The following is a 17898-nucleotide window of genomic DNA, read 5'->3' on the forward strand; positions in this document are numbered from 1 at the left end:
CGTCCGTGGGCGTGACGGCTTTGGAGACCACCGAAGAATTCACCGAAAGGATTGTCGCCACCCTCGACGGCGCCAGTCTCACGCTGCTGCTGAGCATCGGCCATCAGACAGGTCTGCTGGACACCATGGCCGGGCTGCCGCCCGCGACCAGTTCGCAGATCGCCGACGCCGCGAAACTCAACGAGCGCTACGTCCGGGAGTGGTTGGGCGGCATGGTCACCGGACACGTCGTCGACTACGACGCCGACACGGCCACCTACTCGTTGCCCGCCCACCGCGCCGGAGTGTTGACCCGTGCGGCCGGACCCCACAACCTCGCCGTGGTGGCGCAGTTCCTGCCGTTGCTCGGCGAGGTCGAGCAGAAAATCGTCGGCTGCTTCCGCGTCGGCGGCGGGCTGCCCTACAGCGAATTTCCGCGCTTCCACACGCTGATGGCCGAGGAGAGTGGGGCGGTGTTCGACGCCTCGCTCGTCGACGTCGTGCTGCCGTTGGTCGAAGGCCTCGTCGAGCGCCTGCGGGCGGGTGCAGACGTGGCCGACTTCGGCTGCGGCAGCGGTCACGCGATCAACCTGATGGCGCAAGCGTTTCCGGCGAGCCGGTTCACCGGCATCGACTTTTCCGGCGAGGCCATCGCGGCGGGCGCCGGGGAGGCGGCTCGCCTGGGCCTGACGAACGCGACCTTCGAAAGCCACAATCTCGCCGAGCTGGACAAGGCGGCCGGCTACGACCTGATCACCGTGTTCGATGCCATCCACGATCAGGCCCAGCCGGCGCGGGTGCTGGAAAACATCTATCGGGCACTACGGCCGGGCGGTGTGCTGCTGATGGCCGACATCAAGGCGTCGAGCCGACTCGAGGACAACGTCGACGTCCCGATGAGCACCTACCTCTACACGACCTCGCTCATGCACTGCATGACGGTGTCGCTGGCGCTCGACGGCGCCGGCCTGGGGACAGCGTGGGGAACCCAGCTGGCCACCTCGATGCTCGCCGGCGCCGGTTTTGGCGACGTCCGGGTGGCCGAGCTCGAGTCGGACCCGATCAACAACTACTACATCGCCAGGAAGTAATGGCGGCTCCCGACGCCCTGGGCCTCCTTGCCGAGTGGCCCGTTGCTCATGCCGCCGCGGCGGTGATCGGACCCGGCGGCGTGCTGGCCAGCCACGGCGACTCTGAGCGGGTGTTCGTGCTGGCGTCGGTGACCAAACCGTTGGCGGCCCGGGCCGCGCAGGTCGCCGCCGAAGAGGGTGTTGTGGATCTGGACACCGCGGCCGGGCCGCCCGGCTCCACGATCCGCCACCTGCTGGCGCATGCATCGGGGTTGGCGATGGGCACCGATCGGGTGCTGGCCAGCCCCGGCACCCGGCGGATGTATTCCAACTACGGCTTCACCGTGCTGGCCCAGACCATCGAGCGGGAGTCGGGCATCGAATTCGGGCGCTACCTGTCCGAGGCGGTGTGCGAGCCCCTGGCCATGGCGAACACCCGGCTGGACGGCGGCGCGGTGGAGGCCGGGTTCGGGGCGACGTCGACGGTGGCGGATCTGGCGGCATTCGCCGGTGACCTGCTGGTTCCGTCGACGGTGTCGGCGCAGCTGCATCGCGAGGCCGCTACGGTGCAATTTCCCGGTCTCGACGGCGTGCTGCCCGGATACGGCGTGCAGCGCCCCAACGACTGGGGTCTGGGTTTTGAGATCAGGGACTCGAAATCACCGCATTGGACGGGCGGGCGGAACTCGCCGCGAACCTACGGTCATTTCGGCCAAGCGGGGGGTTTCATCTGGGCAGATCCCGATGCCGAGCTGGCGCTGGTGGTCCTGACGGACCGCGATTTCGGCGACTGGGCGCTGCAGATTTGGCCCGAGCTATCGGACGCCGTGTTATCCCAATTCAGCTAATTGGGACTGCACACTAGCGCAACAGGGGTCTCACAAGGCACACTAGACACGCAGGACACAAAAATTCGATGTAGCACTGTGCTTACCGGGTTCGCCAGGTCGTTGGGGAAGACGTCCCTCGCGGAACCGAAGGAGCAGCAGATGCGCACGTCGAATCAGTTCGCCGACGTTACGGCGGGTGTGGTGTATGTGCACGCCTCGCCTGCGGCGGTTTGCCCACATGTCGAGTGGGCGTTGTCGTCGACCCTGCAATCCAAGGCCAACTTGGTCTGGACACCGCAGCCGGCGATGCCCGGACAGCTGCGCGCCGTCACCAACTGGATCGGGCCGGTGGGCACCGGTAGCCGGTTGGCCAACGCGCTGCGCTCCTGGTCCGTGCTGCGGTTCGAGGTCACCGAGGACCCCAGCACGGGAGTCGACGGCCAGCGGTTCAGCCACACCCCGCAGCTGGGCCTGTGGAGCGGAGCGATGAGCGCCAACGGCGACATCATGGTCGGGGAGATGCGGCTGCGGTCGATGATGGCGCAGGGCGCCGACACGCTGGCCGCCGAACTGGACTCCGTGCTCGGGACGGCATGGGACGACGCGCTCGAGGTCTACCGCGACGGCGGCGACGCCGGGGAAATGACCTGGCTCAGCCGCGGCGTCGGTTAGGCGATAGCGGCGTCGGCTAGGCGGTTGCGACCATCAGATACCGGGACTGATCACCGACGCGATCGCACTGCGAGGCACCGACACCTGGGTGGCCTCTAACGCCGGCTGCAGCCCGTTCTGATCGAAGAAGAACACGATGGCGTCGTTGGTGATCGCGAAGCTCTGGTAGTTCGCCGGATTGAGTCCGGCGTCGGTAGGAATCGACACGGCCGACCCGTACCGGTCGGTCAGGGTCTTTTGCACGATCGGCAGGATCGCCTGTAGCGGTTGGGTTCCCGGCCGGAACAGTGCGTCGAAAGTGATCGGCGTGTGGGTGGCCAGGTTGTAGTTGAACGATTTGTACCAGGTCGACGGGTGGGCACCGCCCAGGTTCTGGTAGATCTTGGCCACCACTGATTGGGTACCGCTTTGCGGCGGCCCGGAGCTGTAGCGGTCGCTGGTGACGTCCAGCTCGGTGGGTGACGTCAAAGTGCTCAGTGGCCCGCGGGCATTGCCGTAGTCGTCGGCGACTTTGCTGAGGTAGCCGGTTATCGCTTGCTCGTCCGGATAGTTGGCCGGGAAGACCATGTCGATGTTCGAGAACGGTCCCGATGCCTCGAAGTGGCACATCTGATTTCCGTCCACGCGCGGGCACATTTGCGCGTCGGCACTGGCGGCCGCGGGCCACGCGATGGCCGCTGCTGCGGCGAGCGTCGCCACGATCCCCGCCATCTGAGCTGATCCGTTCACGTTGACTCCTTTGGTTTCCCACGGGCTTGCTTGTTGCCACCAGTAGATCGTGGGGAACTCAAAGCATTCTTGACGTGCGACGAAATGTCAGACAACCGGCGGGTGCGTCGGGGCGGCCGTCACCGGCATGTCGACATTGCCCTTGCACGCCCCGCTTTTGATATCGGTGTGAAAGACACCGGTAAGCACCCCGTTGGCGCCGGGCGTATAGACGGTGATGGATTTGGCGGGGTCGGGTTCGATTGTCCCGTCGGGCAATAGGCAGTCCCAATTCCACGTCATCTCGCGCACCCATTGCGACCCATTCCAGGTGAATTCGATGGTGCGCGGCATGGAGTCGTTTTTCGGCGGCGGGGGATTGTCCACCGTGGCAATGCAGGTGCCCGACGAGCATTTCGAACTAATCGAGACAATGGTGCGGTGCGGGCTTTCCGGCTGGCTGGCCGCCACGCTGATGCCGGTCTTGGCATTGGCCGACAGGGTCAGCAGATACTCGCCGTTCCACAGCGGATCCGCGGCCAAAGACGCCGGGGCGAGTCCCATCAGGCCCACCAACGGCGTCGCCGTCAGAAAAACAGCCGTAATAGTGCGATGTCCGGACATTCTTTCCTCCCGCAGGAGCGGCCATGCTGCGAAAACGCAGATCTGCCAAGATGTCGAATTCGGGGGTTCAGTTGTTACATCACCGGGGTCGCGCGGGACGAAGAATGTCCAGTGCGCCGGGTACCACATAGATCTCCGCGGGCAGCAGGCAGGCGAAGTCGCCGTCGGCGTAGACATTGATACCGGGGGATTCGACGTAGATCGTTGAGGCGCGTGCCGTCTTCACCGCGTCCAGCTGGACGTGGGTGCCGGTGAACACCGTCGGAAACAGCCGCAACAGCTTTGTCCGGGACGCTTCGGTCAACATGGTGATGTCGAGCAGGCCGTCGGTGTGATCCGCGTTGGGGCAGACCAGCATCCCGCCGCCGTAGCTGCGTGTGTTGCCGAAGGCCGCCAGCGTGATGTCGGCATCGATTTCGTGGGTGCCGTCGAGCACCATTCGAAATGGCAGCAGCCGCAGTTGCGACAATTCGGCCAGTATCGCGGTGTAGTAGCGCAATCGCCCGTGCGGCCACCTCATCCGGTTGGCCCGGTCGGTCACCAGGGAATCGAAGCCAGCGGCGGCCACGGTGCCGAACCACTTCTGGTTACCGTTGCCGTCGCGGATCCGGCCCAGGTCAATGGTTTCGGTCCAGCCGTCGATGACGACATCCGCGGCGGCCTCGGGATCCTTTGTGGGAATACCGAATTCACGAGCATGATCGTTTCCGGTGCCCGCCGGAATGATGCCGAGAGGAATGCCGGTGCCCGCCAAGACTTGCAGCGCATTGGAGACGACGCCGTCGCCGCCCGTCACCACTAAAGCGTCGGTGCCTCGTTCGAGTGCCGCACCGGCGAGATAGCGGGCGTCTTGCGCGTCGTCGCCGATGATTTCGACGACCTCGATGCCCTTGTGCTGGAGCCGGGCGATGGCGATCTGCGCGGCGCGAATGGCCGCGCCATGCCCCGACGCGGGGTTGGTCAGTGCGGTCACCTTGCCGATCTCACGCCGGTGCCGCTGGCCGGCGGAGGCGGGGTGATTGCTAGACATCGGCAGTCACGGAATCAGCTTGCCGGGGTTGAGGATTCCCGCCGGATCCAGTGTCGCCTTGACCGCGCGCAACACCTGCACGCCCAGATCGCCAACCTCCTCGCGCATCCAGGGCCGGTGGTCGGCACCGACCGCATGGTGGTGGGTGATGGTCCCGCCGGCGGCCATGATCGCGTCCGACGCGGCCTTCTTGGCGGTCCGCCACTGCTCGATCGGATCGCCGCGCTGGCCCGCGACGACCGTGAAATACAGCGAAGCGCCGGTGGGGTACACATGCGAAATGTGACACATCACCAGCGTCGGTGTGCCCGATTCGGCCAGGGCCGCGGTGAGGGCTTCGGTGACGGCGGCCTTGAGTGCGGGGACGTTCGACCAATTGGTAGCGGTTTCCAGCGTCTCGCACAGCGCGCCCGCGGAGAGCAGCGAGTCGCGCAGATACGGCGCGGCGAACCGGCCTCGCTCCCACGCCCGCGCCGGTTCTTCACCCAACGACGTGCCACCGTGGGTGGCCAGCAGTGCGCTGGTTTCGGCCTGCCGACTCTCGACGTGTTCCTTGGTGCCCTCGAAGACGGTGATGCCCAGGCAGCCGCCGGTGATCTGGTTTTCGCCGATCGCCTCGGTGGTGGCCAGGTTGATGCCGGTCTCCACCTCGTCGGAGAGTCGAATGACGGTGGGGCCGGTGGCATTTTGCGTGACGGCGCGCATGGCCGCAGCCCCGGTGGCGAAATCGGGAAACGACCATGCCTCGTAGCGGACGGCCTCCGGCGTTGGATGCACGCGCAGCCGCACCTCGGTGATGACGCCCAAGGTGCCCTCCGAGCCGATCAGCAGCTGGCGCAGGTCGGGGCCCGCGGCCGATTCCGGGGCGCGACCCAGATCCCACGTGCCCACCGGAGTGATCATCCGTAGCCCGCGGACCATGTCGTTGAACCGGCCGTAGCCCGCCGAGTCCTGGCCGGAGGATCGGGTCGCCGCGAAGCCGCCGATGGTGGCGTATTCAAAGCTCTGCGGGAAATGCCCCAGCGAAAAGCCGTGTGCGCCGAGTAGGCGTTCGGCGTCCGGGCCGGTGACACCGGCGCCGAAAACCGCCTGGCCGGACACCTCGTCGAGGGAGATCAGCTGGTCGAAACGGCGCAGGTCGAGGGAGACCACCGCGTTGAATATGCCGCGGGTGGGATTGAGGCCGCCGACCACGTTGGTGCCACCCCCGAACGGGATGACCGCGATGCCGTGCTCCGAGCAGTAGCGCAGGATCGCGGCAACGGCGTCCTCGTCGCCCGGCAGCAGAATCGCGTCGGGTGCATCTTGGGCCTCAGTGTCCTTGCGGCGCAGCAGGTCGATGGTGGACTTGCCGCCGGCGTGCAGCACCCGGTCGCGGTCGTCGGTGCGGCAGTATTCGGCACCGACGATGGCCGCCAGCGCGTCCCGGTCTGCTTGCGATAATGCCGATCCGAGCACTTGAACGTTGTCCAGATCCAGTTCTTTTGCCGGCGAATCATCCAGTCCGACAGCTTGTTTCAGGAGTGTGCGGATCCCGTCGGAGAGCGGCTTGGCCGCCGCGGCATCCCCCCAGGCATTCCATTTCATCGGTGGCAGGAGTTCGTCGAGATCCGTCATGCGTTACAGTATTACACATGCTGTCAATCAGTAACGCACCCGCGGACATCGGCGAGCGAATTCTTGCCGCCGCGGCCAGCTGCATCGTCGACTTCGGCGTGGACCGGGTGACGCTCGCCGAGATCGCGCGGCGAGCGGGCGTGAGCCGGCCGACCGTGTACCGCCGCTGGCCGGACACCCCGTCGATCGTGTCGGCGCTGTTGACCGAACATGTCATTGGCGTGATGCGTGAGGCGCCGTTGCACGGCGACGACCGGGAATCGCTTGTGCGCCAGATTGTTACGGTGTCCAATCTGCTGCGCCGCGACGAACTGGTCATGTCGGTGATGCACTCGCAGCTGGCCTCGACCTACATCACCGAACGCCTCGGAGCCAGCCAGCAGATGTTGATCGACGCTCTTGCCGAGCGACTGCGCGCCGCCCAGCGTCATGGCAGCGTCCGGGCCGGCAACCCCCTGCAGATGGCCACCATGGTGTTGCTGATCGCCCAGTCGACCATTCAGTCGGAGCAGATCGTGCGGCCGATTCTCGATGCCGACGCGTTGGCCACCGAACTCGCCCACTCGTTGAACGGATATCTGTCCTGATGACCGCAGCCCTAAACGCCGCACGCCGCGCAGCCGACTTGACCGCACTGGCCGACGGCGAACCGTTGGACGTGCTGGTGATTGGCGGCGGCATCACCGGCGCCGGGATCGCATTGGATGCCGCCTCGCGCGGTCTGCGAGTCGCGTTGGTCGAGAAGCACGATCTCGCATTCGGCACCAGCCGCTGGAGTTCCAAACTGGTCCACGGTGGTCTGCGCTACCTGGCGACCGGCAATGTCGGAATCGCCCGGCGCAGCGCCATCGAGCGCGGAATCCTGATGGCGCGCAACGCCCCTCACCTCGTACACGCGATGCCGCAGCTGGTTCCGCTGTTGCCATCGATGAGTCACAGCAAGCGCGCCCTGGTGCGTGCCGGATTTCTCGCCGGCGATGCGTTGCGGGCGCTCGCGGGCACGTCGTCGGCCATCCTGCCTCGATCGCGCAGAATCTCCGCCCAGCGCGTGGTTGGCATCGCGCCGACGGTTCGCCGCGACGGCCTGGACGGCGGCCTGCTGGCCTACGACGGGCAGCTGGTCGACGACGCACGACTGGTCGTCGCGGTCGCGCGGACCGCCGCCCAGCACGGCGCCCGGATATTGACCCACGTGGCCGCGAGTGAGGCGACCGGCACCTCAGTCCGGTTGACCGATCAGCGCGGCGGGGAATCGTTCGACGTGTCCGCGGCTGCGGTCATCAACGCCGCCGGAGTATGGGCGGGCGAGATCGATGACTCGCTGCGATTGCGGCCCAGCCGCGGTACGCATCTGGTATTCGACGCCAACACTTTCGGCAATCCGACTGCGGCGCTGACGATTCCGATCCCCGGCGAACTCAACCGCTTCGTGTTCGCGATGCCCGAGCAACTGGGCAGGGTTTACCTCGGCCTGACCGACGAGGCCGCGCCTGGCCCGATTCCGGACGTGCCCGAGCCGTCCGCGGGCGAGATCTCGTTTCTTCTCGACACGGTGAACACCGCGCTGCAGACGGCGCTCACGACGGCGGATGTGATCGGTTCCTACGCGGGGCTGCGTCCGCTCGTCGACACCGGGGAAGGACGCACCGCCGATGTTTCCCGCGAGCACGACGTCATCGAGTCGCCCTCGGGCGTGATCAGCGTGATCGGCGGCAAGCTGACCGAATACCGCTACATGGCAGAGGATGTCCTCGACCGCGCTATCGGTCTGCGACGGTTGCGCGCCGCGAGTTGCCGAACCCGAAACCTGCCGCTGATCGGCGCGCCGGCGAACCCCGGTCCGGCCGCCGGGCCGGGTGATGTGCCTGGCTCGCTGGTCGCGCGTTACGGCGCCGAGGCGCCCAGCGTGCTCGCCGCCGCCACCTGCGAACGGCCAGCCGAGCCGGTGGCCGAGGGCATCGATGTGATCCGGGCGGAGTTCGAATACGCGGTGACCCATGAGGGCGCCCTGGACGTCGACGACATCCTCGATCGGCGGACCCGGATCGGCCTGGTGCCGGGTGATCGCGAGCGGGTCGTGGCCGTGGCCGAGGAGTTCCTGGCGTTGCGGGGCTGACCGCATCGCGGGCGGTTCTTGCAGCGAGGCTCACCGCTCGGTAGCTTTTATCGGAACCGATCCGTATCGCGTCGAACCGGGGGATTTTCGCCATGGCTACCGAGGGCGTCCGACGCGACCGACCGCCGCGCACGGCACGCCGATCCCCGGTGAATAAGTCGGGACGCTTCGATCCGTCGCTCGATGCCGCGATTCTCGAGGCCGCCCTCGCGGGGCTTGGCGAGCTGGGCTACGAGCGGATGAGCATGGACGACATCGCATCCCGCGCGCGGGTGGGCAAGGCCGCGATCTATCGGCGCTGGTCGTCAAAGCCTGCCGTGGTCGCGGACGCGATCGCCCACTGGCGACGAACGCTGGGGCCCGTCGAGCCGCCGAATACGGGTGGCCTGCGCAGCGACATCGACGCACTGGTGGACGCAGTGCCGGACTTCGATGCGGACGCGCTCAACACGATCAAGGTGATCGTCGGTGTGGCGACGGCCGCGATGCACCATCCCGTTCTCGCGGCAGCGCTGGACGATCTCGCGCTGTCCACGCCCCGTCAGATCATCAGTGCGGTCCTCGACCACGCCGTGGCCCGCGGCGACATCCCAGCCGGTCGCGATTTGACGCTGGTGCCCGACGCGCTGATGGGCCTCAATGTCCTGCGAGTGATGACGGGACGGCCGATCGATCGTGTCTACGTTCGGCGCGCTCTCGAGACGCTGATACTGCCGCTCGCCGCCGCCGACCCCGGCGAGTAGGGCGTCCCGGTAGGGCGCGGACCCTTGCGCGTGACGAGCGCCCGTGCCAATCTGAGGAAAGAACGGAACTGACTGGTTCCGTATATGGCGGCGGAGGGAAATTGAGCAAGAACGTCACACGTGTCCCGGTGCTCATTGTCGGCGCCGGGGCTGCCGGACTGGCCACCTCCGCGTTGCTGGCCAAGCACGGGGTCCGCTCACTGCTGGTCGAGAAGCGGCGCGAGGTCTTCATCTATCCGAAGGCTCGAAATCTCAGCTTTCGCAGCTTGGAGATTCTGCGCGGCCTTGGCCTCAGCGACCAGGTCCACGCAATCGCTCGGCGCGAATCAACCTTGGTTACCAGGCCGACGCTGAACAGTGCACACGAAGAGCCCGCCATCGACCTCGACGCGATCTTCGCCGGCCTGGACACGCTCAGCCCCGAACCGCCCGGGCAGTATTGCCCGCAGAGCAAGTCGGAGCCGTTGCTGCTCAACGAGACTCGACGGCGTGGCGGCGAAGTGCGCTACGGGACCGAGCTCTGCTCCTTCGAGCCCGACGAGTCCGGCGTCACGGCCGTCATCCGCGATCGCGACACCGAAGAGCCCCAGACGGTGCGGGCCGACTACCTCGTCGGCGCCGACGGTGTGCACAGCCCGATCCGCGACGCGCTGGGCATCACAACGTCCGGCTTCGGTGCTTTACCGATCTTCGTCGTCTTCATCTACTTTCGGGGTCCCTGGCGCAAGTTCGTCGCGCAGCTGGGCGAAGGCGGCGGGGTGCAGGTGAAAAACGCTGAGGTGCAGGGCATTTTCGTCCCCGCCGAGGGCGACCTCGGAATGTTCATCACCACCTACTTCCCCGGCAAGGGGGAGACGGCCGATCAATTCACCCCGCAACGTTGCCGCGAGATACTCATCGAGGCGATCGGTGAACCCATCGATCTCGACATCGTCGAGGCCGCGGCGTGGCAGCCACACGAGCAGGTGGCCGACCGATTCCAGTGCGGGCGAGTCTTTCTCGTTGGCGACTCGGCGCACACGATGCCGCCGTTCAAAGCCGGGGGAGCGAACACTGCCATCCAGAGCGCGCACAACCTGGCCTGGAAGTTGGCCGCCGTCCTGCAGGGAACGGCTGGACCGGCGCTGCTGGCCACGTTTCACGCCGAGCGGCGTCCGGTCGGGAGCTTCGCGGCTCGTCAGTCGTTGGCGGGCCCGACGATTCCGTTGCTCCGATTGGACGATGACCGGCCGCTACTGCCGCCTGAGGAACAGTGCTCGATGTTCGCCCTGATGGTGGGCTACCGGTACCACTCGGCTGCGGTCCTGGGCGGCGAGCCGGGCGGTCTCGTGGAGGAGTTACACGCACAACCGGGCACCCGCGTGCCGCACGCGTGGGTGCGCGACAGGGTTTCGACCCTGGATCTGCTCGGCCCCGGATTCACCGTGCTCACCCGCGACGAGCGATGGTGCGCCGCTGCGGCTTCGGCATCGCTCGCGGCGCATTGCATCCACAGCGAGGAGTGGGCGGCGATCAGCGAACTCGGGCCGAACGGTGCGCTGCTTATCCGTCCAGACGACTTTGTCGGCTGGCGCGCCGACGAAATGCCCGACGACCCGGAAGGCGAACTGCGCGAGGCAGTTTCGGCCATTCTGTGTCGCCAGTAGCCGGGGGTTACAGCGGGATGTTCTTGTGGCGGCCGCGGCGAGCCGGGGCCTGAGCAAGTGCCTGAGTGAGCCTGCTGCGGGTGTGGGCCGGATCGATCTTCTCGTCGACCACGCCGATCTCGATGGCGCTGTCCACACCACCGGCGATCCGCTCGTGCTCGGCGGCCAACTCGTCGTGCAGCGCTTCGCGCTCGTCCTCGGGCGCGGCCGCCAGCTTCTTCTTGTGCAGGATGCCCACGGCAGCCTTGGCACCCATCACGGCAACCTCGGCATCCGGCCACGCGAACACCTTGGTGGCGCCCAGCGAACGGGAGTTCATCGCAATGTAGGCCCCGCCGTAGGTCTTTCGGGTGACCAGCGTGACCCGGGGAACGGTGGCCTCGCCGAACGCGTGCAGCAGCTTGGCGCCGCGGCGAACCACGCCGCCCCACTCCTGGTCAACACCCGGCAGGTAACCGGGAACGTCGACCACGACCACCAGCGGAACGCCGAAGGCGTCGCACAGGCGCACGAAACGTGCTGCCTTTTCCGCGCTTTCGGAGTTCAGGCAGCCGCCGAGGCGCAGCGGGTTGTTCGCCAGCACGCCGACGGTGCGGCCGGACAGCCGGCCCAGCCCGACGACCATGGACGGTGCCCAGTTGGCCTGGAATTCGTCGAAGGGCGCCTCCTCGTCCAGGATCGCGGTGACGATCGGATGCACGTCGTAGGCGCGACGCGACGATTCGGGCAACAGCGCGTGGATGTCGGTGTCACCGGCCTCGGCCTTGCTGCGGTCGAAATGCCCTTGCTGGCAGAACAATCCGATCAACCGGCGACCGCGAGCGTAGGCGTCCAGCTCGTCGTCGGCGACGATGTGGCACACGCCCGACTTCTTGTGGTGGGTCTCCGGGCCACCGAGTGAGGCCATGTCCACGTCCTCGCCGGTGACGCTGCGGACCACGTCGGGTCCGGTGACGAAGACCCGGCTTTCGGGCGCCATCACGATGACGTCGGTCAGCGCCGGACCGTAGGCGGCGCCGCCGGCCGCGAAACCGACGACCACCGAGACCTGCGGGATGTAGCCCGACGCGCGAATCATCGCCTCGAAGACCGTTCCGACGGCATGCAGCGCCTTGACGCCTTCGGCCAGCCGGGCGCCACCCGAGTGCCAGATACCCACGATCGGGCTCTGCTCCTCGATGGCGGTGTCGTAGGCGTTGACGATGTGCCGGCAACCCTCGATGCCCATGGCGCCGCCCATGACGGTTCCGTCGGTGCAGAAGGCGACGGTGCGCACTCCGTTGACGGTGCCCGAGGCCGAAAGCACACCGGAGCGGTCACGCTCGTGCAGCAGTTCGACGGTGCCCTCGTCGAAGAAGTTGCTCAGACGCAACAGCGGGTCGCGGGGGTCGAGAGACTCGCCAACCGCCTCGGGGGCCATGAGTGTCATCTCAATTCTCCTGTATCGCTAATGCTGCTCGGGTTACTGCCGGTTGGTCTTAGTACCGCCCAAACGCGATTGCGACGTTGTGACCGCCGAATCCGAACGAGTTGTTGATCGCATACTGATAGTCACCGGGCCGTGGTTTGCCCGCTACCACGTCCAAATCGATTTCTGGATCAAGGTTTTCAAGATTCAACGTCGCCGGAACGACCTGGTCGCGCAACGCGAGCACGGTCAGGATCGACTCCACGGCTCCGACCGCGCCGACCGAGTGGCCGAGGGCGGACTTGGGCGCGTACACCGCCGGCTTGTTGTTGCCGAGGGCGTTGTTGATGGCCTTGCCTTCGGCGAGGTCGCCGACCTGGGTGCCGGTGGCATGGGCGTTGACATGGTCGATGTCGCTGGGACTGAGGTCCGCAAGCTGGATCGCCCGGGTGATCGCATGCCCGGCCCGTTCCCCGTTCGGGTCCGGTGCCACCATGTGGAAGCCGTCCGAGGTGATACTGGCGCCCATGATCCGGGCCAGTATGTTGGCGCCGCGAGCCTTCGCGCTCGCCTCAGTCTCGATCAACATGAGCGCGCCGGCCTCGCCGAACACGAAGCCGTCGCGATCCTTGTCGAACGGTCGGCAGGCACCGGGGGGATTGTCGTTGTTGGTGGACATCACGATGCGCATGTTGGCGAACCCGGCGATCGGCACCGCCTCGATTCGTGTTTCCACGCCTCCGCAGATCGCGGCGTCGGCCTCACCGAGGACGATCTGTTGCCACGCCCGCGCGATGCCCTCGGACCCCGACGCACATGCCGAGATCGGTGTCATCACACCGGCTTTGGCGTGCCGTTCCAGACCCACCGCCGCGGCCGCGCCGTTGGGCATGTACTTCTGTACGGCCAGTGGAGACACCGCCTTCATGCCGCGAGCGCGCATGTCGTCATAGCTGAAGACGAGTTCCTCGGCCGAACCCAGTCCGGTGCCGATGGACACCGCCAACCGATTGGTGTCGATCTCGGGATTGCCCGCGTTTTCCCACAGGCGCCGGCTCAGGATGGTCGACATCTTCTGCAGATAACCCATCCGGCGTAGCTCGACGCGGGTCAACTGATGGTCGAACTCCTCGAGCAGGTGTCCGCCGATGCGGACGGGGAGGTTGAACTCCTCCACGAAAGGGTCTTCGAGCGTGCGGATTCCGCTTTGGCCGTCAAGCAAGAGCTTCCACGTGTTGTCCGCATCGGTCGCGAGTGCGGTCGTCATGGCCATGCCCGTGACGACCACAGTGGGGAGGGCTTTCCCCGTAACCAGGTCTGGCGATCGCGTCATTGGTGTAGCGAAGCTTCCTTCCGTGCTCAGTAACGCCCGAAGGCGAGCGCCACATTGTGCCCACCGAAACCGAACGAGTTGTTGATCGCGTACCGGTACTCGCCGTAGCGGGGTTCGCCCGCGACAACATCGAGGCCGATCTCGGGGTCAGGGGTCTCATAGTTCAGTGTGGGCGGGATAACGCCGTCTCGCAGCGTCAGCACCGTGAGTGCCGACTCCAGCGCGCCGACCGCACCGATCGAATGGCCCAGCGCCGACTTTGGCGCGTACACCGCGGCGGTGTCGCATCCGGCAACGCGGATGGCGTTGGCCTCTGCGGTATCGCCGATCGGCGTCGCCGTGCCGTGCGCGTTGATGTGGTCGACGTCCTTGGCGTCCAGGCCGGCCAGCTCCAAAGCGCGGGTCATGGCCCGACCGGCACGGACGCCGTCGGGCGCGGGGGCCACCATGTGGAAGGCGTCCGAGGTGATACCGGCACCCAGCAAGCGGGCCAACGGCTTGGCGCCGCGGGCCTTCGCGTGCTCTTCGGTCTCGATGAGCATGAGTGCTCCGGCCTCACCGAACACGAAGCCGTCGCGGTCCTTGTCGAACGGTCGCGAGGCCCCTTCGGGGTCGTCGTTGCGGGTCGACATGGCCCGCATCATCGAGAACGCCGCGATGGGCAGCGCCTCGATGGGCCCCTCGACACCGCCGGCGACGGCAACCTCAGCATCGCCCATGACAATCTGTCGCCATGCGTGGGCAATTGCCTCCGAGCCCGACGAACAGGCAGACACCGGGGTGATGACCCCGGCGCGGGCCCCGAGCTGCAGCCCGACGGTCGCCGCGGCGCCGTTGGGCATGATCATCTGAACGGCGAGCGGCGACACCTTGCGGGGGCCGCCCTCGTTCATCAGGTCGTAGCTCTCCACGATTCGCTCGGCGCCACCGAGTCCGGTGCCGACGACAACGGAGAAGCGGTCCGGATCGACCTCCGGGTTACCGGCGTTCTCCCAGAGCTGGCCGCTCAAATATTTGGCCAGGCGCTGCACGTAGGACATCCGTCGCAGGTCGAGTCGACCCATGTGGTTGTCGATCGGTTCCTTGAGGTGACCGCCGATCTTGACCGGCAGGTCCCACTTGGTGACGAACTCGTCCTCGAGCACGCGGATGCCGCTCTCGGCGGCCAGCAATCCCTTCCACGTGCTCTCGACGTCGGGCGCGATCGATGTCGTCGCCGCGACGGCGGTTACCACAACATTGGGGTAACCGCCGTTAGCAGTGGAAGGCTTGGTCACTTGCTGTCCGCTTCCAGCCTTGCCTGAACGTTGGCAACAGCTTCGGGGTTCTCGGCCTCGAGCTTGGCGCGCAGCGCGGCGGCGGCCTCGGGGTCTTCTTCCTCGAGCTTCTGGATGTAGGAGACGACGTCACCAACGGTGCGCAGACCGGCCAGGTCCTCGTCCGGGATCTTCACGCCGTACTTGTCCTCGGTCTGGACGGCGATCTCAACCATCGACAGCGAGTCGATGTCCAGGTCGTCGACGAACGACTTCTCCGGGGTGACCTCGGACGGCTCGATACCGGTTACTTCTTCGATGATTTCGGCAATACCGGCAATGATTTCTTCCTGAGATACGGCCACAGCCTTGCTTCCCTTCGTAATGTGTTGTGTGCAAATCGAATTGATGTGCTTTTTATTTGTGCTCCGGACGTGCTGGCGTCAGAGTTCTGCCAGTGAGTCCAGGTCCGCGGGTGTCTTGACAGCTCGCGTCGTAACCCCCCGAAGTTCGCGCTTGGCGATACCGGCGAGCGTGCCCGCAGGGGGGAACTCGACGATCGCCTTGACGTCGCGCTCGCGCAGCGTCGCGGTGCACAGGTCCCAGCGCACCGGCTGGGTCAGCTGAGCGACCAGTGCGTCCATCGCGGCGGCGGCCGAGGTCACCGGCTTGCCATCGCGGTTGGACAGCAGCGTGGCGGTGGGCTCGGCGGTCGCGATACCGGCCGCAGCGGCCGCGTAGCCGTCGAGGGCCGACGCCATGTACCTGGTGTGGAACGCTCCGGCGACGCCGAGGGCGCGGACCCGGGCCCTGGCCGGCGGGTCTTCCGCGAGCTTCTCGAGCGCGGTCAGCGGGCCGGCCGCGACGATCTGGCCGGCGCCATTGCGGTTGGCGGGGATCAAGTCGAGCGCTTCCAGGCGGGCCAGGACCTCGGCCTCGTCGCCGCCCAGCAATGCGGACATGCCGGTCGGCTCGGTGGCGCACGCCTTGGCCATCTCGGCGCCGCGGGTGGCGGCCAGCATCACGGCGTCGTCGGCGGAGATCACACCGGCGATCGCGTAGGCCGCGATCTCGCCGACGGAGTGGCCGGCGAAAATGAGTTCTTCGCTGCTGAGCAGGCCGCGCTTGGTCATCTCCTGGTGAGCGAGCAGCGTGGCAGCGACGACCAAGGGCTGGGTAACGGCGGTGTCGGTGATCTCTTCGGTGGTGGCGGTGGTGCCCAGTCGCACCAGATCCAGGCCACTGACTTTCGACCACAGCGCAAGCCGGTCCGCTGCGCCGGCCAATTCCAGCCACGGCGACAGCATTCCCTCGGTCTGCGAACCCTGTCCGGGCGCAAGCAATGCAATCACGTGTCTAAGAGAACACTGTGGAAACGGTTTTGTGCGGTGTAACAGATTATGAACCTTGTCTTAGGTTTTTGTATAGACCCTACAAAACAGGCCCCTAAGCTACGGTTTTGAGACCGTGCCGCGATCTGTTGCCTGGATCACTATTGCCGCTGAGGGGCCGCAGAAGCCCCTCTGACCGGGAGCGGCACCGGAGTCATTCCACTGCTACCGACACTAGAGGACGGCGTTGGGTAGCTGAGCTGGCCCACCGTGGCCGCCACTCGCAGGACGTAGGCGTCGCGCGGTTGGGTGGGATCACGGCCGGTGAAGTCGGTGATGCGCTTGAGTCGATAACGCACCGTGTTTGGATGAACGAACAACTTGCGGGCGCAGGCTTCGATCGCGCCGCCGGAGTCTAAGAAAGCTTCAAGGGTTTCGACGAGGGTGGGACCGGCGTCGGCCAGGGGTCCCATGACGTCGGTGTGCAATGCCACGATCGCCGAGGCGTCTCCCATCAAGGCGCGCTCCGGCAGCAGTTCTCGCGCCAGCACGGGCCGCGGTGCGCCGTGCCACCCGGCGACGGCGTTCATCCCGGATATCGCCTCGCTGGCGCTGTGATAGGCGGCGGTGAGCATCGGTGCGGTCGGCCCGATGACCACCGGGCCGTCGGCGAAGCCGCCCAGCAGGTCGCCCAGGAACTTGTCCGTCGGCGACAGGTGGCCCGACACGATGGCCACCAGCCAGGTGCCGTGCACGTCGGTCAGCGCCGCGCGGCCGTGATGGGTGGCGATGTCGCGGACGTGTTGGCTGGCCCGCTCGGTGCCGCCCTGGCCGTTGGTCCCGTCCGGGCCGGGCGCCGGGATCCCCACCACGACCGTCGCGGGCGCGGTGGTGTCCCAGTTCAGGGCGGCCGCACGAGACAGCAGTTCGGGGCCGGTGTCGCCGCGGACCACGGCGTCGACGACGCTGGCCTCCATTCGGCTGTCCCAGGTGCCGCGGGCCTCGGCCGCGTCGGCATAGGCGCTCGCGGCGGTGAAGGCCAGGTCGCGGCTGTACTTCAGAATTCCCACCGTGAGGGCGGTCAGCTGTTCCTCGGACCGGGCCAGCAGCGGCACGACCTCCTCGAAGAAGTCCATCGTGACCCGCACCATGTCCACGGTGTGCCGCAACGCGATGCGTTGCCTCAAGTCCTGGGGAACCAGTTCGAACGCCTTCGCCGTATAGCTGACGTTGCTATGCGGGTCCTGCATCCACTCGACGAAGTTCACCACGGCCGTCTGCACTACCAACGCCACGCTGGCGCGCTGGGAAGCTTCCAGATCGGCGAAGAACGGCAACCGCTCCTGCATGGCCGATACCGCCTCGGTGGCCAGCCGGCCCGAGTACTGCTTCAATCGCCGTAGCACCGACTCGGGGACCGAGTCCAGCAGCTCGAGGGGAGACCTCGGATGCTTGGCAAACGGACCGGCGAAGGGATTGTCATTCACCCCTAAAAGCTACGCCCGATTTCTGGAACTATCCGCCAAAGCGGCTCG

17 protein-coding genes are annotated in these 17898 nt (G+C 66.6%); 7 read left to right on the forward strand and 10 right to left on the reverse strand.

Going from position 1 to position 17898, the window contains the following annotated elements; genetic code table 11:
- The first annotated feature begins 11 nt into the window (after positions 1-11).
- The 3 genes from MNAB215_RS21550 (at position 12) to MNAB215_RS21560 (ending at position 2551) form a co-directional block, all read left to right on the forward strand.
- Entirely contained in the window at positions 12-1070 is a 1059-nt protein-coding gene (locus tag MNAB215_RS21550) for a class I SAM-dependent methyltransferase (protein ID WP_077082213.1), read from the forward strand.
- Complete coding sequence (locus tag MNAB215_RS21555; protein ID WP_077080610.1) at positions 1070-1897, forward strand: serine hydrolase domain-containing protein; 828 nt, start codon at positions 1070-1072, stop codon at positions 1895-1897. The genes MNAB215_RS21550 and MNAB215_RS21555 overlap by 1 nt, the downstream gene beginning before the upstream one ends.
- Positions 1898-2038: 141 nt before the next feature.
- Positions 2039-2551: a DUF3145 domain-containing protein gene (locus MNAB215_RS21560; RefSeq protein WP_077082214.1), complete on the forward strand. Its 513-nt coding sequence runs from the start codon at positions 2039-2041 to the stop codon at positions 2549-2551.
- A gap of 33 nt (positions 2552-2584) precedes the next feature.
- On the opposite strand, the gene MNAB215_RS21565 is transcribed toward MNAB215_RS21560, so the two are convergent.
- The 4 genes from MNAB215_RS21565 to MNAB215_RS21580 all read right to left on the reverse strand — a co-directional run bounded on the left by MNAB215_RS21565 (position 2585) and on the right by MNAB215_RS21580 (position 6500).
- Positions 2585-3280: an esterase gene (locus MNAB215_RS21565; RefSeq protein WP_245830373.1), complete on the reverse strand. Its 696-nt coding sequence runs from the start codon at positions 3278-3280 to the stop codon at positions 2585-2587.
- An 87-nt stretch (positions 3281-3367) separates the two neighbouring features.
- Positions 3368-3883: an Rv2253 family sensor-like surface protein gene (locus MNAB215_RS21570; protein WP_077080612.1), complete on the reverse strand. Its 516-nt coding sequence runs from the start codon at positions 3881-3883 to the stop codon at positions 3368-3370.
- A gap of 79 nt (positions 3884-3962) precedes the next feature.
- Entirely contained in the window at positions 3963-4913 is a 951-nt protein-coding gene (locus tag MNAB215_RS21575; RefSeq protein ID WP_077080613.1) for a diacylglycerol kinase, read from the reverse strand.
- Between the two features lie 6 nt (positions 4914-4919).
- Positions 4920-6500, reverse strand: coding sequence for an FAD-binding oxidoreductase (locus tag MNAB215_RS21580; protein WP_108637801.1), 1581 nt, complete (start codon positions 6498-6500; stop codon positions 4920-4922).
- 47 nt (positions 6501-6547) lie between these two features.
- Here MNAB215_RS21580 and MNAB215_RS21585 point away from each other — a divergent pair, with 47 nt between their 5' ends.
- From MNAB215_RS21585 to MNAB215_RS21600, 4 genes are all read left to right on the forward strand, one after another.
- Positions 6548-7117 carry a TetR/AcrR family transcriptional regulator gene (locus tag MNAB215_RS21585; RefSeq protein ID WP_077080615.1) on the forward strand — a complete coding sequence of 190 codons (570 nt, stop codon included), beginning with the start codon at positions 6548-6550 and terminating at the stop codon, positions 7115-7117.
- Positions 7117-8646, forward strand: a complete 1530-nt coding sequence (locus tag MNAB215_RS21590) for a glycerol-3-phosphate dehydrogenase/oxidase (RefSeq protein WP_077080616.1) — start codon at positions 7117-7119, stop codon at positions 8644-8646. The genes MNAB215_RS21585 and MNAB215_RS21590 overlap by 1 nt, the downstream gene beginning before the upstream one ends.
- 92 nt (positions 8647-8738) lie before the next feature.
- The gene (locus MNAB215_RS21595) at positions 8739-9389 is read left to right on the forward strand and encodes a TetR/AcrR family transcriptional regulator (RefSeq protein WP_083746203.1); all 651 of its coding nucleotides are present in this window, start codon (positions 8739-8741) and stop codon (positions 9387-9389) included.
- A 101-nt stretch (positions 9390-9490) separates the two neighbouring features.
- On the forward strand, positions 9491-11035 hold the full coding sequence (locus MNAB215_RS21600; RefSeq protein WP_245830374.1) for an FAD-dependent monooxygenase: 1545 nt from the start codon (positions 9491-9493) through the stop codon (positions 11033-11035).
- A 7-nt stretch (positions 11036-11042) separates the two neighbouring features.
- Here the strand turns inward: MNAB215_RS21600 and MNAB215_RS21605 are convergent, their stop codons facing one another.
- The 6 genes from MNAB215_RS21605 to MNAB215_RS21630 all read right to left on the reverse strand — a co-directional run bounded on the left by MNAB215_RS21605 (position 11043) and on the right by MNAB215_RS21630 (position 17850).
- Positions 11043-12464 carry an acyl-CoA carboxylase subunit beta gene (locus tag MNAB215_RS21605; protein WP_077080618.1) on the reverse strand — a complete coding sequence of 474 codons (1422 nt, stop codon included), beginning with the start codon at positions 12462-12464 and terminating at the stop codon, positions 11043-11045.
- Between the two features lie 49 nt (positions 12465-12513).
- Positions 12514-13776 (reverse strand): 3-oxoacyl-ACP synthase KasB, encoded by a 1263-nt coding sequence (gene kasB / locus MNAB215_RS21610; protein ID WP_077080619.1) that lies wholly within the window; start codon positions 13774-13776, stop codon positions 12514-12516.
- Between the two features lie 26 nt (positions 13777-13802).
- Complete coding sequence (gene kasA, locus MNAB215_RS21615; RefSeq protein ID WP_077080620.1) at positions 13803-15053, reverse strand: 3-oxoacyl-ACP synthase KasA; 1251 nt, start codon at positions 15051-15053, stop codon at positions 13803-13805.
- Positions 15050-15397 carry a meromycolate extension acyl carrier protein AcpM gene (gene acpM / locus MNAB215_RS21620; protein ID WP_077080621.1) on the reverse strand — a complete coding sequence of 116 codons (348 nt, stop codon included), beginning with the start codon at positions 15395-15397 and terminating at the stop codon, positions 15050-15052. Before acpM ends, kasA begins: the two co-directional genes overlap by 4 nt.
- 78 nt (positions 15398-15475) lie before the next feature.
- Positions 15476-16384 carry an ACP S-malonyltransferase gene (locus tag MNAB215_RS21625; protein WP_077080622.1) on the reverse strand — a complete coding sequence of 303 codons (909 nt, stop codon included), beginning with the start codon at positions 16382-16384 and terminating at the stop codon, positions 15476-15478.
- Between the two features lie 140 nt (positions 16385-16524).
- On the reverse strand, positions 16525-17850 hold the full coding sequence (locus MNAB215_RS21630) for a PucR family transcriptional regulator (protein ID WP_077080623.1): 1326 nt from the start codon (positions 17848-17850) through the stop codon (positions 16525-16527).
- Positions 17851-17898 lie beyond the last annotated feature (48 nt).

This window comes from Mycobacterium numidiamassiliense (assembly GCF_900157365.1).
Classification (GTDB): domain Bacteria; phylum Actinomycetota; class Actinomycetes; order Mycobacteriales; family Mycobacteriaceae; genus Mycobacterium; species Mycobacterium numidiamassiliense.

Excerpts from the sequence above, each read along its gene's own strand:
- MNAB215_RS21555 (WP_077080610.1), top strand. The coding sequence starts at position 1,070 with ATGGCGGCTCCCGACGCCCTGGGCCTCCTTGCCGAGTGGCCCGTTGCT.
- MNAB215_RS21560 (WP_077082214.1), top strand. The coding sequence starts at position 2,039 with ATGCGCACGTCGAATCAGTTCGCCGACGTTACGGCGGGTGTGGTGTAT.
- MNAB215_RS21570 (WP_077080612.1), bottom strand. The coding sequence starts at position 3,883 with ATGTCCGGACATCGCACTATTACGGCTGTTTTTCTGACGGCGACGCCG.
- MNAB215_RS21575 (WP_077080613.1), bottom strand. The coding sequence starts at position 4,913 with ATGTCTAGCAATCACCCCGCCTCCGCCGGCCAGCGGCACCGGCGTGAG.
- MNAB215_RS21580 (WP_108637801.1), bottom strand. The coding sequence starts at position 6,500 with ATGAAATGGAATGCCTGGGGGGATGCCGCGGCGGCCAAGCCGCTCTCC.
- MNAB215_RS21585 (WP_077080615.1), top strand. The coding sequence starts at position 6,548 with ATGCTGTCAATCAGTAACGCACCCGCGGACATCGGCGAGCGAATTCTT.
- MNAB215_RS21590 (WP_077080616.1), top strand. The coding sequence starts at position 7,117 with ATGACCGCAGCCCTAAACGCCGCACGCCGCGCAGCCGACTTGACCGCA.
- MNAB215_RS21595 (WP_083746203.1), top strand. The coding sequence starts at position 8,739 with ATGGCTACCGAGGGCGTCCGACGCGACCGACCGCCGCGCACGGCACGC.
- MNAB215_RS21605 (WP_077080618.1), bottom strand. The coding sequence starts at position 12,464 with ATGACACTCATGGCCCCCGAGGCGGTTGGCGAGTCTCTCGACCCCCGC.
- kasB (WP_077080619.1), bottom strand. The coding sequence starts at position 13,776 with ATGACGCGATCGCCAGACCTGGTTACGGGGAAAGCCCTCCCCACTGTG.